Below are 12,930 nucleotides of genomic sequence, written 5' to 3' on the forward strand. Positions count from 1 at the left end.
GACTTACCAACCCCATGCAAACTCCGAATACCCAGGAGTACAATCACGGCAGACAGACAGCGGGTGCTAACGTCCGTTGTCAAGAGGGAAACAACCCAGACCGCCAGCTAAGGTCCCTAATACACATTAAGTGGGAAACGATGTGGGAAGGCTCAGACAGCTAGGAGGTTGGCTTAGAAGCAGCCATCCTTTAAAGAAAGCGTAATAGCTCACTAGTCGAGTCGGCCTGCGCGGAAGATATAACGGGGCTAAATGTGTAACCGAAGCTGCGGACGCGCTTTGCGCGTGGTAGAGGAGCGTTCTGTAAGCCTGCGAAGGTGGATCGAGAGGTCTGCTGGAGGTATCAGAAGTGCGAATGCTGACATGAGTAACGACAAAGGGGGTGAAAAACCCCCTCGCCGGAAGACCAAGGTTTCCTGCCCCATGCTAATCAGGGCAGGGTTAGTCGGCCCCTAAGGTGAGGCTGAAAAGCGTAATCGATGGGAAACGGGTTAATATTCCCGTACTTGTTATAACTGCGATGGAGGGACGGAGTAGGCTAGGCGAGCACGGCGTTGGTTGTCCGTGTTTAAGCTAGTAGGCTGGGGGATTAGGCAAATCCGGTTCCCTAAGGCTGAGAGGTGATGACGAGTCCTCTTTTGGATGAAGTCGTCGATGCCATGCTTCCAAGAAAATCTTCTAAGCTTCAGGTTATAACAAACCGTACCCCAAACCGACACAGGTGGTCAGGTAGAGAATACCAAGGCGCTTGAGAGAACTCGGGTGAAGGAACTAGGCAAAATGGTACCGTAACTTCGGGAGAAGGTACACCGGCGTTGGTGATGGGACTTGCTCCCTAAGCTGATGCCGGTCGAAGTGACCAGGTGGCTGCGACTGTTTATCAAAAACATAGCACTGTGCAAACTCGAAAGAGGACGTATACGGTGTGACGCCTGCCCGGTGCCGGAAGGTTAATTGATGGGGTTAGCTTCGGCGAAGCTCTTGATCGAAGCCCCGGTAAACGGCGGCCGTAACTATAACGGTCCTAAGGTAGCGAAATTCCTTGTCGGGTAAGTTCCGACCTGCACGAATGGCGTAACGATGGCCACGCTGTCTCCACCCGAGACTCAGTGAAATTGAAATTGCGGTTAAGATGCCGTATACCCGCGGCTAGACGGAAAGACCCCGTGAACCTTTACTATAGCTTCACAGTGGACTCTGATATTACTTGTGTAGGATAGCTGGGAGGCTTTGAAACTGTGGCGCTAGCTACAGTGGAGCCAACCTTGAAATACCAGCCTGGTACTATTGGGGTTCTAACTCAGGTCCATTATCTGGATCGAGGACATTGTGTGGTGGGTAGTTTGACTGGGGCGGTCTCCTCCCAAAGAGTAACGGAGGAGCACGAAGGTGCGCTAATGACGGTCGGAAATCGTCAGGTTAGTGTAATGGCACAAGCGCGCTTAACTGCGAGACTGACAAGTCGAGCAGATACGAAAGTAGGTCATAGTGATCCGGTGGTTCTGTATGGAAGGGCCATCGCTCAACGGATAAAAGGTACTCCGGGGATAACAGGCTGATACCGCCCAAGAGTTCACATCGACGGCGGTGTTTGGCACCTCGATGTCGGCTCATCACATCCTGGGGCTGAAGCCGGTCCCAAGGGTATGGCTGTTCGCCATTTAAAGTGGTACGCGAGCTGGGTTCAGAACGTCGTGAGACAGTTCGGTCCCTATCTGCCGTGGGCGTTGGAGATTTGAGGAAAGCTGCTTCTAGTACGAGAGGACCGAAGTGGACGAACCTCTGGTGTTCGGGTTGTATCGCCAGATGCATTGCCCGGTAGCTACGTTCGGACGGGATAACCGCTGAAAGCATCTAAGCGGGAAGCCTCTTCCAAGATTAGATCTCCCTGGGAACTTGATTCCCCTAAAGAGCCGTTCAAGACCAGGACGTTGATAGGCAGGGTGTGTAAGCGTTGTAAGGCGTTGAGCTAACCTGTACTAATTGCTCGTGAGGCTTGACCATATAATCAAGTGGTTTAGTCATCATTAGAAAATCAAGAAACTGCAATGACGTTTGGATTGTTGCAAAGCACTATAGAAAACATGTTTAATCAGCTTATTTACCGCCCTATTTGGTCGTGCAAGAGCATGTCAATGTGACAGTCAGACTCAACACACACCAAGCCAGTTTGCCTGGCGACCATAGAGACACGGAACCACCTGACCCCATCCCGAACTCAGAAGTGAAACGTGTCATCGCCGATGGTAGTGTGGGGTTTCCCCATGTGAGAGTAGGTCATCGCCAGGCTTCTAAATAAAACACCCCGTTCAGCATCGCTGGACGGGGTTTTTTATTTAGGATTGCGGTTAACTTCTGCCACTACAGCGGGTCCATGTGACAAACCGATGTTCCGTAGGAACCGGTTTGGACGCCGCAGCATCGTGGAGGCGCCCGAAGGGTCAGAAGCGATGCTTCTGATCATTGTAGGTCATACCCACAGCACCGCTAACGCTCATGGGGCAGGCCCTCGCCAGCCTTCTAAACCAAAGTGCCCCAGCCGAGCTCGGTTGGGGCAATTTACTTTGTAGCTCTGAAAAAGCTGGGCAACTGGCAATGACCGACGGCAATGGCTCGCGCCTGGCGCTCGGTCCTGCGGACCGTCCTCGCTGCGCGACGACGCCCAAATCGGCTAAGGCCGATTGGTCGCCAGGCTTTAATTAAAAACCCGAGATTCAGTTGAGTCTCGGGTTTTTTTATGGGCCTCTGGAAGTTCACCTTCTGGCTCTGTGAGCGCTTTGGGAAGCGTTTGGAGTGGTTGTCATCTCTTCAGGCCGCTTCCCGATTGCACTTTTAAAAGCTATGTAAGCTGTTATGATGCGAACAAAATAATCGATGAAAAGTCGCGCCCATATTCTTTGATTTATGAGTGCGATAACGGACTCTCACCATAATGACTAATGTTGCTCAGCAATCTCAAACCTTGGATCCCAGCTGCCTGGCCGAGTGGTTTCGCCGTCGTGCGATTCGTGCTCCGGAGCGGCCAGCGGTTACATTTAAGAATCAAACCGTTAGTTACGGCCAAATGCAGGCAGAAATAGAGCTCTTGTCAGGTGTTTTTCATGAGCAAGGTGTGAAACAGGGTGATCGGGTGGGTTTTCTTGCCTCTAACCACCCTATGAATCTTATTGCCCAGTTTGCTGTCGCTAGGATCGGCGCAATTTTGGTGCCGCTAAATTATCGTCTTGCGACTACTGAGCTGGTGGCGATTCTGAAAGATGCCGACGTCTCTGTGTTATTGGTTGACCCGGAGCATGCGCGTAAATTTGATGTGAAGATTCGGGATGTTTTGGGTTGTCAGGCTTACTTTTGTTTTGGGCAGGAGTGTGAAGGCTGGCTTCAGTTAGAGCCGCTGATGGACAGGGTGAGCACTCTCCCGCCTGCAGCTGATGCTGCCCCTGATGATGCTGTGGCGCTAATGTACACATCGGGTACAACAGGTGATGCTAAAGGGGTAATGTTGAGTAGTCGTAATATCTGGACGAACAATCTGAACTGGATTTTGACCAGTGACTTTACCTCCTTAGATGTGACGCTAAATTGCGCCCCGTTGTTTCATGTTGGTGGTCTTTGTGTGGTGTTGTTACCAACACTTATGAGTGGCGGCCACTTGATATTGCAGGAGGCGTTTGATCCCCAGCAGTATTTAGATGACATTGAGCGTTATCAGGTGACCGTGAGTTTTGCAGTTCCGGCAATGATGTTGTTTGCCAGTCAGCATTCCAGTTTTGGAACAAGAGATTTTTCCTCTATGCGGCTCATCGTCGCCGGCGGTGCGCCGGTTCCTGAGCCATTGTTAAAAACCTACCGGCAGAGGGGGGTGCCTGTTAGTCAGTGCTATGGCATGACAGAGGCTACATCGGGAGTGGCATTTTTAGAAACCGAGCGAGCAGAGACCAAATTGGGTTCCTGTGGTCGGGCGGGCCCGTTAAACGAAGTTAAGCTGATTGATGAGAGTGGGAGAACGATTGATTCTCCAGCGGTGCCGGGTGAGATATGTGTTCGCGGTGGTAACGTAACGCCGGGTTATTGGCGTCGCCCTGATTTAACCGCTGAGGCACTGGATGCTGAGGGATGGTATCGAACGGGTGATGGTGCTTATTTTGATGACGAAGGTTTTTACTATATCTGTGATCGTCTTAAGGACATGATTATCAGCGGGGGTGAAAATATTTACCCTGCGGAAATAGAAAGCCTTTTGTATGCTCACCCGGCCATTGCAGAAGTCGCGATTATCGGCCGCGAAGATGTTAAGTGGGGTGAGCGGGTGCTGGCGGTTGTTGTACTAAAACCAGATGCATCATTAACTCTTCAAGAGGCTGTTGATTTTTTAGAGCCTAGTGTAGCGAGGTATAAACTCCCTAAGGAGTTGCATCTGCTGGATGCAATGCCAAGAAATTCAAATGGAAAAATTTTAAAAACGGAGCTACGGAAAATATTTTCTGTTACTTAATAAGTCAATGAGGGTGGTGTGAGTATGAATCAAGTTTTGCGAAAAATGATGGGGCATGGGTTCACGGTATTGTTTATTTCGATGTGTATGGGGGTGGGGCTGCTAGTAAGTCTTGTTGGTGGCATGGAAGTAATCCCAGGTAATATTATTGAGTTTGCTATTCCCGGGGACGCAGGTGCGTGGGCGCGTGCCCATGTTGGTGGCATGTTAAACGGGATTTTAGTAGTAGTAGCTGCTTTGGCGACGCATTTAATGGCAGCGCCAGAGGCGCTACAGCGTAAGTTGGCGTGGATGCTTCCTGGTACCGCTTATGCGAATTTGGTTTTTTATATTGCGGCAATACTATCGCCAAACCGGGCGTTAACCTTTGGCGACAATCATTTTGGTGAGACCAGTCTGGCGGCGGTGATTGGTTTGCTTTCGGCATTGGTTTTTGTGATTGTTAGTCTTGTCGCGGTATTCTTGTTGGCAAAAGAATCCTTCAAAACGCCTTCCTGAATGACAGTTGGTCTTCCGGGTTTATGTTTCGTGAATATGGCTCTGTTATTATCTCATGCGGATAAAATGGAGCTGATAGCGTGACCCAAGAAACACTTATTCAATTGCTGGCTGATGGTGAATTTCACTCCGGTGAAGAAGCTGGCTCACTGCTCGGCGTGAGCCGTACAGCCATATGGAAACAATTTAAAAAGCTCGAGTTGCTGGGCCTGCCGCTTGAGGTCCAGAAAGGTCGCGGCTATCGCATAGCGGGTGGTCTAGATTTGCTCGATAAGCAAAAAATCCTTAGCTTGATTCCCGAGTCTATAAGCTGCGCCAGTGCGGGCTTTGATATTTTTGACAGCATAGGTTCAACCAATGCTGTCGCTGCTGAAAAAGCACAGCAGGGTGGTAGTCATGGATATTTTTGCTTGGCTGAACAGCAAACCGCGGGTCGTGGGCGCCGTGGTAGAGAGTGGCAAAGCCCTTATGGCCGCAACGTTTACTTGTCTATGGTTTGGGAGTTTCAGTCTGGGGCGGCGGCCTTGGAGGGCTTGAGCTTGTCGGTAGGGGTTGCCGTTGCTAGGGCGCTGAGTGATATAGGGGTTTCTTCTGCTCGCTTAAAATGGCCGAACGATGTGCTGTGTGACAATAAAAAATTAGCTGGCATCTTGCTGGAAATGCAAGGGGACCCCGCAGGCTTGTGTCAAGTCGTCGTCGGAGTCGGTGTCAATGTTGATATGGGAAAAGCTCAAACGACAGGCATCTCGCAACCATGGATAGATGCTGCTTCTATTGTTGGGTGTGTTGATCGAAATACATTCACGGCGACGTTAGTCTCGCACCTATGGAATGTGTTGACGGAGTTTTCTCGCAGAGGCTTTGCTGAACTCCGAGATGAATGGTCATCATTAGACGCTTATAAAGATTGTGAGGTAATGGTGCAGCTGGGAGATAAGTGGGTGTCAGGTGTTGCTTCTGGAGTCGATTCAGGTGGCGGCCTCGTTTTGAATGTGGATGGCGTTAGGCAGGTTTTTAAGGGGGGTGAGGTGAGCGTGAGGAGTCAAACTTCGTGAGCATGACAGCCCCGGTGCTAGAATTGGATGTTGGTAATAGTACTATAAAGTGGCGTCTTCTTGATGGCGGCGTGCGGGTGTCTGGTGGGCGGCTGGAAAGTATTGCTGAGCTGTTGTTGAGTCTGCCTGTCTCAGTGCAGCTGGCGAGGATCGCTTCGGTTGCCGATGTGGCGCGGGAGGCAGCTATTATTGAGCAGCTTCGTGCTCATGGGATAGCTGCCTTGGTGGCTAAATCTCAGCGCGAGTGCGCGGGTGTTCGCAATGTCTATCAAGATGAGTCCCGGATGGGCGTGGATCGTTGGCTGGCAATGGTGGCTGCGTATCAGCAGTTTTCTCGGGCAAGCCTTGTTATCGATATTGGTTCTGCGTTGACTATCGATTTTGTTGATGCCGATGGCTGTCATCTTGGAGGCTACATTATTCCGGGTGTGCCGTTGTTAAGTAAGGCCTTGGGGCTTCATACGGGCAGGGTGCGGTTTGCGGAGGCGCAGTCATTTGGTTTGGCGCCGGGTGTCAGCACAGAAGAGTGTGTGCATCACGGCAAATGGCTGGCCATTATAGGGGCAGTGCGAGAGGCATTAACGTGGGCGCAAGAATACTGGACAGAGGCTTATGATGTGTTTATCTGTGGCGGCGACGCCATGACGGTTATGGCGGCGTTTGGTGCGCAGGCAGAGGGCTGGCATTACCGTGAAGAACTGGTTATGGATGGTCTAAGCTACGCGCTGTCGGCAAGGGAAGATTAAATGCGTTGGGTATTCTTCTTATTGTTGATGGCAAATGGGGCGTTTTACTACTGGCATCATTATTACGATGTTGACGCAGCCGAAGTGTCGGTGCCGGTTGGTTTGCAGGGTGAGCCAATTGTATTGTTATCCGAGGCGGAGCCGCCTGCTGAATCTGCATCGCCAGTAGTTCCTGGGTCGGCCGTTAATTGCTGGGCGAGAGGCCCATATAAAAAATACGATGTTGCGCGGCAGTTTGCAGATGGTGCTTCGGGGTATTCTGTAAAAGCAGAACAGATTAGCTCTGGCGTTGAGTTTTGGGTGTATTTGGGCCCATTCGGATCCTATGAAGAAGGTAATAAACAGCATCAGCAGCTACGCAAAAAAAAGATCGACAGTTTTGTTATTCGTAGCGGCCCTTTACAAAATGCGGTTTCCTTGGGTCTGTTTAGTGACGCGAAGCGCGCCAAGCTGCAATCTGAGCGTATGCGGGATAAGGGTTACAAAGCGCAGATTCGTCGCTTAGAGCAAGCAGAGCTGCGCTACTGGGTGGTTTTGGAGGGTGCGCCTGAACAGGGTTCTGTAGAAGAGGCGCGCAGGCAGTTGTTTAATAAGAAAAATGATGGGGCCAGTGCAGAGAAAAAAAACTGTAATCTCGTTGCGTCTTGGAAATAGTTCGACTAGAATGCCCGCCTCGTTTGAAAGCGACATGGTTATGTGTGCTGGCGTAGCTCAGTTGGTAGAGCAGCTGACTTGTAATCAGCCGGTCGGGGGTTCGACTCCTCTCGCCAGCTCCAATCATTTCGCGTGAGGCTCAAGTGAAACGAAGGCTTGTTGTATTTTGTTGACAAGTTATTGAGCGCTAAGCAAAATGTTTCGCTTTTTTCGTGGTGGGGTTCCCGAGTGGCCAAAGGGATCAGACTGTAAATCTGACGCGCAAGCTTCGGTGGTTCGAATCCACCCCCCACCACCATTACTTATTTAAAGTACCAGCGAACAGGTTTTTGCGGGTATGGTTCAATGGTAGAACCTCAGCCTTCCAAGCTGATGGTGCGGGTTCGATTCCCGCTACCCGCTCCAGTTTGAGCCGGCTGAACAGGTTTTTCGGTGCTCATATAGCTCAGTCGGTAGAGCACTTCCTTGGTAAGGAAGAGGTCACCGGTTCAAATCCGGTTATGAGCTCCATTAATTATGGCGACAAAAGTCGAAGGGTCGGCTTTTGTCTTTTTATAGTGGCTTGACGAAAATTAGTGACTAGACGAAAAGGTCCGCTAGGAGGCTGTCGCAATGGCAAAAGAGAAGTTTGAACGTAATAAGCCCCATATCAATGTGGGTACCATTGGTCACGTTGACCACGGTAAAACTACCCTGACAGCGGCATTGACCCGCGTGTGTGCAGAGGTGTTTGGTGGTACAGCGGTAGCTTTCGATGGTATCGATAACGCGCCAGAAGAAAAAGCGCGTGGTATCACCATTGCGACCTCTCATGTTGAGTATGACTCTAATATTCGTCACTACGCCCACGTTGACTGCCCGGGTCACGCCGATTATGTGAAAAACATGATTACCGGTGCGGCGCAGATGGATGGTGCGATTCTGGTATGTGGCGCCACAGACGGCCCAATGCCTCAAACGCGTGAGCACATCCTGTTGTCGCGTCAGGTTGGTGTGCCGTTTATTGTTGTCTTCCTGAATAAAGCTGACTTGCTGGCAGAAGATTGTGGTGGCGTAGGCAGCGAAGAATACAACGAAATGCTGGAATTGGTAGAGATGGAGCTGCGTGAGCTGCTCGATACCTACGACTTCCCTGGCGACGATACGCCCATCATTGCCGGTTCTGCATTGATGGCATTGAATGGCCAAGACGACAACGAGCTGGGTACAACCGCTGTTGCTAAATTGGTTGAAGCGCTGGATACCTATATTCCAGAGCCAGAGCGTGCTATCGATCAGCCGTTCCTGATGCCGATTGAAGATGTGTTCTCTATCTCTGGTCGCGGTACGGTTGTAACCGGCCGTGTAGAGCGTGGCATTTTGAAGACTGGCGACGAAATCGAAATTATCGGTATCCACGACACCACCAAAACCGTTTGTACGGGTGTTGAAATGTTCCGCAAGCTGCTTGACGAAGGTCGCGCTGGTGAGAACGTAGGTGTGCTGTTGCGTGGTACTAAGCGTGACGAAGTTGAGCGTGGTCAAGTATTGGCTAAGCCCGGTTCTATCAAGCCGCATACGCGTTTTGAAGCTGAGGTTTACGTGCTGTCTAAAGAAGAGGGTGGCCGTCACACGCCATTCTTTAAAGGCTACCGCCCCCAGTTCTACTTCCGTACTACGGACGTGACAGGTGCGTGTGAGCTGCCTGAAGGCACTGAAATGGTAATGCCTGGCGATAACATCAAGATGGACGTGACATTGATTGCGCCTATCGCGATGGAAGATGGTCTGCGCTTCGCGATTCGCGAAGGTGGTCGTACTGTCGGCGCGGGTGTTGTCGCTAAAATCGTCGAGTAATCGGCGGTTAGGTAAGGCAGGAAAATATCGAGGCCTCGTTTGGGGTCTCTTAAGACAGTAGGCCAGTAGTTCAATTGGTAGAGCACCGGTCTCCAAAACCGGCTGTTGGGGGTTCGAGTCCCTCCTGGCCTGCCACTTACGTTGACACCGCTTCGTGAATGCGAAGTGGTGTTTTGCGCTTAGCAAAAAGGATGTGGTCTGATCAATGGTAGCTAAGGCGGAAGACGCTAGCCGATTCGATGGCCTTAAGTGGCTGGTTGTGATGCTGCTGGTAGCAGTGGGTATTGGCGGCAATATTTATTTCTCGGGCGAGTCCCTGCTTTATCGGGTTTTGGCTCTGCTGGCGCTGGCGATAGTTGCGGGTTTTGTTGCGTCGCAAACAGCTAAAGGTGCTGCGTTCGTTGGGCTTTTAAAAGGTGCGCGAACCGAAATTCGCAAGGTGGTTTGGCCGTCGCGTCAAGAGAGTACGCAGACAACGTTAATTGTAGTGGCATTTGTTATCGTCGCTGCGTTGATTTTATGGGGTCTGGATTCTCTGCTGGGTCTCCTGGCTTCCATGGTAATCGGCTAGAGGTGGGGTAATGGCAAAGCGTTGGTATGTGGTACATGCCTACTCCGGGTATGAGAAGAAAGTTGCTTTAGCGTTGAAAGAACGTATTGACCTGTCGGGTCTTAATGAGCGCTTTGGAGATGTGTTGGTCCCCACTGAAGAAGTGGTGGAGATGCGCGGTGGTCAAAAGCGCAAGAGTGAGCGCAAGTTTTTTCCAGGTTACGTGCTGATTCAGATGGAGCTGGATGATGACACTTGGCACCTGGTGAAGGAGACGCCTCGTGTCATGGGCTTTATTGGTGGTAAGGCGGATAAGCCTGCGCCAATCACTGAAAAAGAAGCCAATATTATTTTGCAGCGAGTAGAGAGTGGCGACAAGCCTAAGCCTAAAACGCTGTTTGAGCCGGGTGAAATGGTCCGGGTTGTCGATGGTCCGTTTAATGACTTTAACGGGGTTGTCGAAGAGGTGAATTATGAAAAGAATCGCCTGCATGTAGCAGTGTTGATTTTTGGTCGTTCTACCCCGGTTGAGCTTGATTTTGGCCAGGTAGAGAAAACGTAAAAAAGCTCTGAATCAGTTTGATGATTGAGGGTGTTTGCAACGGGGAGCCAAAATAGGCTGAAAAGCTTTGAGGCGTTAATACCCAATTAGGAGAAAGCAATGGCTAAGAAGATCCAAGCTTATATTAAGCTTCAAGTTGCCGCTGGCAGCGCAAACCCAAGTCCCCCGGTTGGTCCTGCTTTGGGTCAGCACGGTGTGAACATTATGGAATTTTGTAAAGCGTTTAATGCTGAAACTCAAAGCATGGAAAACGGTATGCCGATTCCGGTTGTTATTACGGTTTATTCTGATCGTAGTTTCACCTTTACCACCAAGACGCCTCCGGCTTCGTTTTTGCTGAAAAAAGCGGCTGGTATCAAAAGTGGCTCCGGTACTCCCAACACTAAAAAAGTTGGCAAAGTAAACCGGGCGCAGCTTGAAGAAATCGCTACTTTGAAAATGCCAGATCTGACAGCTGCAGATATGGACGCAGCGGTTCGTACAATTGCCGGTAGTGCTCGTGCCGCTGGTATCGAAGTGGAGGGTGTGTAAATGGCTAAGCTAACTAAGCGCCAAAAGGCAATTCGTGAGAAAGTGGTTGTTGGTAAGCAGTACAGTCTCGAAGAAGCGGTAGCGCTGTTAAAAGAAGTCTCTACAGTGAAGTTCGTAGAAGCGGTTGATGTTTCTGTGAATCTTGGTATCGATGCGCGTAAATCTGACCAGGCGGTACGTGGTGCAACAACCCTGCCTCATGGTACAGGTAAAGATGTGCGTGTAGCTGTTTTCACCCAGGGTGAGAATGCAGAAAAAGCAAAAGCAGCGGGTGCTGATTTTGTGGGTATGGACGATTTGGCCGAGCAGGTTAAAGGCGGCATGATGGATTTTGATGTTGTTGTTGCCTCTCCGGATGCTATGCGCGTTGTCGGTCAGTTGGGCCAGGTTTTGGGGCCTCGTGGTCTTATGCCTAACCCTAAAACGGGTACTGTTACTGCAGATGTTGAAACTGCAGTAAAAAATGCTAAGGCGGGACAGGTTCGTTACCGTACAGATAAAAATGGCATCATTCATGGCGCCATCGGAAGCATTAAGTTTGATGCTTCTGCCCTGAAAGAAAATTTAGAAGCACTGCTGTCTGATTTGAAAAAGGCTAAGCCTGCTTCAGCAAAAGGCGTATACATGAAGAAAATTACACTGTCCTCAACGATGGGGCCGGGTGTGGTGATCGATCAGAGCAGCCTTTCTGCTTAAATATCTATTCGGTGGGTTATGGCTTAGCGATAAGTGATGATCCGCACTGAATTTTAGAGTGGCAATATCGCTCTAAAAGCTTTGAGGTCTTTGACATTGACCTGCTGTGTCAAGAAACAAAGGCCATCAAAGACCGTAGGCGAGGCAATATCTGAAAGGGTGTTGCTTCTTAATTGGTGTGTTGCTTCGGCGATGTTACCGGCACTGGCCTACGCAGATGGTGGAACGGATTTGTTCACCAAGTAAGGGTTTGCCCCGTTAGGAGCAAATTTACGGTAAGTAACTGACAAATCCAGGAGTTATCCAAGTGGCATTAAGACTCGAAGACAAGAAAGCGATTGTAGCTGGTGTTAACGAGACTGCCGCAAGTGCAATGTCATTGGTTATCGCTGACGCCCGTGGGTGTACAGTGAGCGAAATGACGGAGCTCCGCAAGCAAGCCCGTGAGGCAAATGTTGATCTGCGTGTAGTGCGTAACACATTGGCCAAGTTGGCGTTAAAGGGTACTGATTTTGAGTGCGCTGAGGAGGCTTTTAAAGGCCCTTCTCTGTTGGCGTTTTCAATGGAAGATCCCGGTGCTGCGGCGCGTATTTTCAAAGACTTCGCGAAAGAAAACGACGACTTTGAAGTAAAAGCACTGGCGGTTAGTGGCCAATTACTGGGTGCAGAGCAACTGGACGTTCTGGCGAAATTGCCAACCCGCGAGCAAGCACTGTCAATGCTGATGAGTGTGATGCAAGCGCCGGCAACCAAGCTGGTCCGTACCATGAACGAAGTGCCTGGCAAATTGGTTCGTACACTGGCAGCAGTTCGCGATCAGAAAGAAGCTGCGTAATTGCGGCATTTTTTTAAACGGTTTTAATTTTTTAGTACTGACACAGTAGGGAGTTTTAACATGGCTCTGTCAAAAGACGATATTTTGAATGCAATTGCGGAAATGAGTGTAATGGAAGTTGTCGAGCTCATCGAAGCAATGGAAGAGAAGTTCGGCGTAACTGCCGCTGCTGCTGTAGCTGCTGCTCCGGCCGCTGCTGCAGAAGCTGGTGCCGCTGCTGCAGAACAAACAGAGTTTGACGTTGTTCTGAGTGGCGTTGGTGAGAAGAAAGTTAATGTTATCAAGGCTGTTCGTGCCATCACTGGCCTGGGTCTGAAAGAAGCTAAAGAAATGGTAGATGGCGCGCCTTCTACTGTTAAAGAAGCTGCTTCAAAAGAAGACGCAGAAGAAGCCAAAAAGCAATTAGAAGAAGCTGGCGCTACTGTCGAGCTGAAGTAAGTTGCTTGTTGACCGGCATACGGTCAATCTCAAGCGA

At 50.2% G+C, this 12,930-nt stretch carries 12 protein-coding genes, 5 tRNA genes and 2 rRNA genes (1 of these 19 only partly in view); all 19 read left to right on the forward strand.

Annotation, left to right across the window (positions count from 1 at the left end):
* Positions 1–2,004: ribosomal RNA gene (locus IMCC21906_RS04350) — 23S ribosomal RNA — on the forward strand (it extends 893 nt beyond the left edge of the window).
* Between the two features lie 169 nt (positions 2,005–2,173).
* Positions 2,174–2,289, forward strand: a 5S ribosomal RNA gene (gene rrf / locus IMCC21906_RS04355).
* Positions 2,290–2,932: 643 nt separating this feature from the next.
* A complete protein-coding gene (locus IMCC21906_RS04365) occupies positions 2,933–4,492 on the forward strand; it encodes a long-chain fatty acid--CoA ligase (protein WP_052763361.1) in 1,560 nt (519 codons plus the stop codon).
* A gap of 24 nt (positions 4,493–4,516) precedes the next feature.
* Positions 4,517–4,990, forward strand: a complete 474-nt coding sequence (styC, locus tag IMCC21906_RS04370; protein ID WP_047011149.1) for a styrene-oxide isomerase StyC — start codon at positions 4,517–4,519, stop codon at positions 4,988–4,990.
* Between the two features lie 80 nt (positions 4,991–5,070).
* The gene (gene birA, locus IMCC21906_RS04375; RefSeq protein WP_047011150.1) at positions 5,071–6,045 is read left to right on the forward strand and encodes a bifunctional biotin--[acetyl-CoA-carboxylase] ligase/biotin operon repressor BirA; all 975 of its coding nucleotides are present in this window, start codon (positions 5,071–5,073) and stop codon (positions 6,043–6,045) included.
* Between the two features lie 2 nt (positions 6,046–6,047).
* Positions 6,048–6,791, forward strand: coding sequence for a type III pantothenate kinase (locus IMCC21906_RS04380; RefSeq protein ID WP_052763362.1), 744 nt, complete (start codon positions 6,048–6,050; stop codon positions 6,789–6,791).
* Entirely contained in the window at positions 6,792–7,445 is a 654-nt protein-coding gene (locus IMCC21906_RS04385) for an SPOR domain-containing protein (protein ID WP_047011151.1), read from the forward strand.
* A gap of 46 nt (positions 7,446–7,491) precedes the next feature.
* Positions 7,492–7,567, forward strand: a tRNA-Thr gene (locus IMCC21906_RS04390).
* Positions 7,568–7,659: 92 nt separating this feature from the next.
* Positions 7,660–7,743, forward strand: a tRNA-Tyr gene (locus IMCC21906_RS04395).
* 33 nt (positions 7,744–7,776) lie between these two features.
* A tRNA-Gly gene (locus tag IMCC21906_RS04400) sits at positions 7,777–7,850 on the forward strand.
* 29 nt (positions 7,851–7,879) lie between these two features.
* Positions 7,880–7,955: transfer RNA gene (locus IMCC21906_RS04405), tRNA-Thr, on the forward strand.
* A gap of 102 nt (positions 7,956–8,057) precedes the next feature.
* Positions 8,058–9,281: an elongation factor Tu gene (tuf, locus tag IMCC21906_RS04410; RefSeq protein ID WP_047011152.1), complete on the forward strand. Its 1,224-nt coding sequence runs from the start codon at positions 8,058–8,060 to the stop codon at positions 9,279–9,281.
* Between the two features lie 59 nt (positions 9,282–9,340).
* Positions 9,341–9,416: transfer RNA gene (locus tag IMCC21906_RS04415), tRNA-Trp, on the forward strand.
* A 70-nt stretch (positions 9,417–9,486) separates the two neighbouring features.
* The gene (gene secE / locus IMCC21906_RS04420) at positions 9,487–9,852 is read left to right on the forward strand and encodes a preprotein translocase subunit SecE (protein ID WP_047011153.1); all 366 of its coding nucleotides are present in this window, start codon (positions 9,487–9,489) and stop codon (positions 9,850–9,852) included.
* Positions 9,853–9,862: 10 nt separating this feature from the next.
* Complete coding sequence (nusG, locus tag IMCC21906_RS04425; protein WP_047011154.1) at positions 9,863–10,393, forward strand: transcription termination/antitermination protein NusG; 531 nt, start codon at positions 9,863–9,865, stop codon at positions 10,391–10,393.
* A gap of 99 nt (positions 10,394–10,492) precedes the next feature.
* The gene (gene rplK / locus IMCC21906_RS04430) at positions 10,493–10,924 is read left to right on the forward strand and encodes a 50S ribosomal protein L11 (protein WP_047011155.1); all 432 of its coding nucleotides are present in this window, start codon (positions 10,493–10,495) and stop codon (positions 10,922–10,924) included.
* Positions 10,925–11,620 (forward strand): 50S ribosomal protein L1, encoded by a 696-nt coding sequence (rplA, locus tag IMCC21906_RS04435; RefSeq protein WP_047011156.1) that lies wholly within the window; start codon positions 10,925–10,927, stop codon positions 11,618–11,620.
* Between the two features lie 307 nt (positions 11,621–11,927).
* Positions 11,928–12,455, forward strand: coding sequence for a 50S ribosomal protein L10 (gene rplJ / locus IMCC21906_RS04440; protein WP_047011157.1), 528 nt, complete (start codon positions 11,928–11,930; stop codon positions 12,453–12,455).
* A gap of 60 nt (positions 12,456–12,515) precedes the next feature.
* Positions 12,516–12,893 (forward strand): 50S ribosomal protein L7/L12, encoded by a 378-nt coding sequence (rplL, locus tag IMCC21906_RS04445; protein WP_047011158.1) that lies wholly within the window; start codon positions 12,516–12,518, stop codon positions 12,891–12,893.
* Positions 12,894–12,930 lie beyond the last annotated feature (37 nt).

The organism is Spongiibacter sp. IMCC21906 (assembly GCF_001010805.1).
Classification (GTDB): domain Bacteria; phylum Pseudomonadota; class Gammaproteobacteria; order Pseudomonadales; family Spongiibacteraceae; genus Spongiibacter.

Excerpts from the sequence above, each read along its gene's own strand:
- secE (WP_047011153.1), top strand. The coding sequence starts at position 9,487 with ATGGTAGCTAAGGCGGAAGACGCTAGCCGATTCGATGGCCTTAAGTGG.
- IMCC21906_RS04385 (WP_047011151.1), top strand. The coding sequence starts at position 6,792 with ATGCGTTGGGTATTCTTCTTATTGTTGATGGCAAATGGGGCGTTTTAC.
- styC (WP_047011149.1), top strand. The coding sequence starts at position 4,517 with ATGAATCAAGTTTTGCGAAAAATGATGGGGCATGGGTTCACGGTATTG.
- nusG (WP_047011154.1), top strand. The coding sequence starts at position 9,863 with ATGGCAAAGCGTTGGTATGTGGTACATGCCTACTCCGGGTATGAGAAG.
- rplK (WP_047011155.1), top strand. The coding sequence starts at position 10,493 with ATGGCTAAGAAGATCCAAGCTTATATTAAGCTTCAAGTTGCCGCTGGC.
- rplL (WP_047011158.1), top strand. The coding sequence starts at position 12,516 with ATGGCTCTGTCAAAAGACGATATTTTGAATGCAATTGCGGAAATGAGT.
- rplA (WP_047011156.1), top strand. The coding sequence starts at position 10,925 with ATGGCTAAGCTAACTAAGCGCCAAAAGGCAATTCGTGAGAAAGTGGTT.
- IMCC21906_RS04365 (WP_052763361.1), top strand. The coding sequence starts at position 2,933 with ATGACTAATGTTGCTCAGCAATCTCAAACCTTGGATCCCAGCTGCCTG.
- tuf (WP_047011152.1), top strand. The coding sequence starts at position 8,058 with ATGGCAAAAGAGAAGTTTGAACGTAATAAGCCCCATATCAATGTGGGT.
- IMCC21906_RS04380 (WP_052763362.1), top strand. The coding sequence starts at position 6,048 with ATGACAGCCCCGGTGCTAGAATTGGATGTTGGTAATAGTACTATAAAG.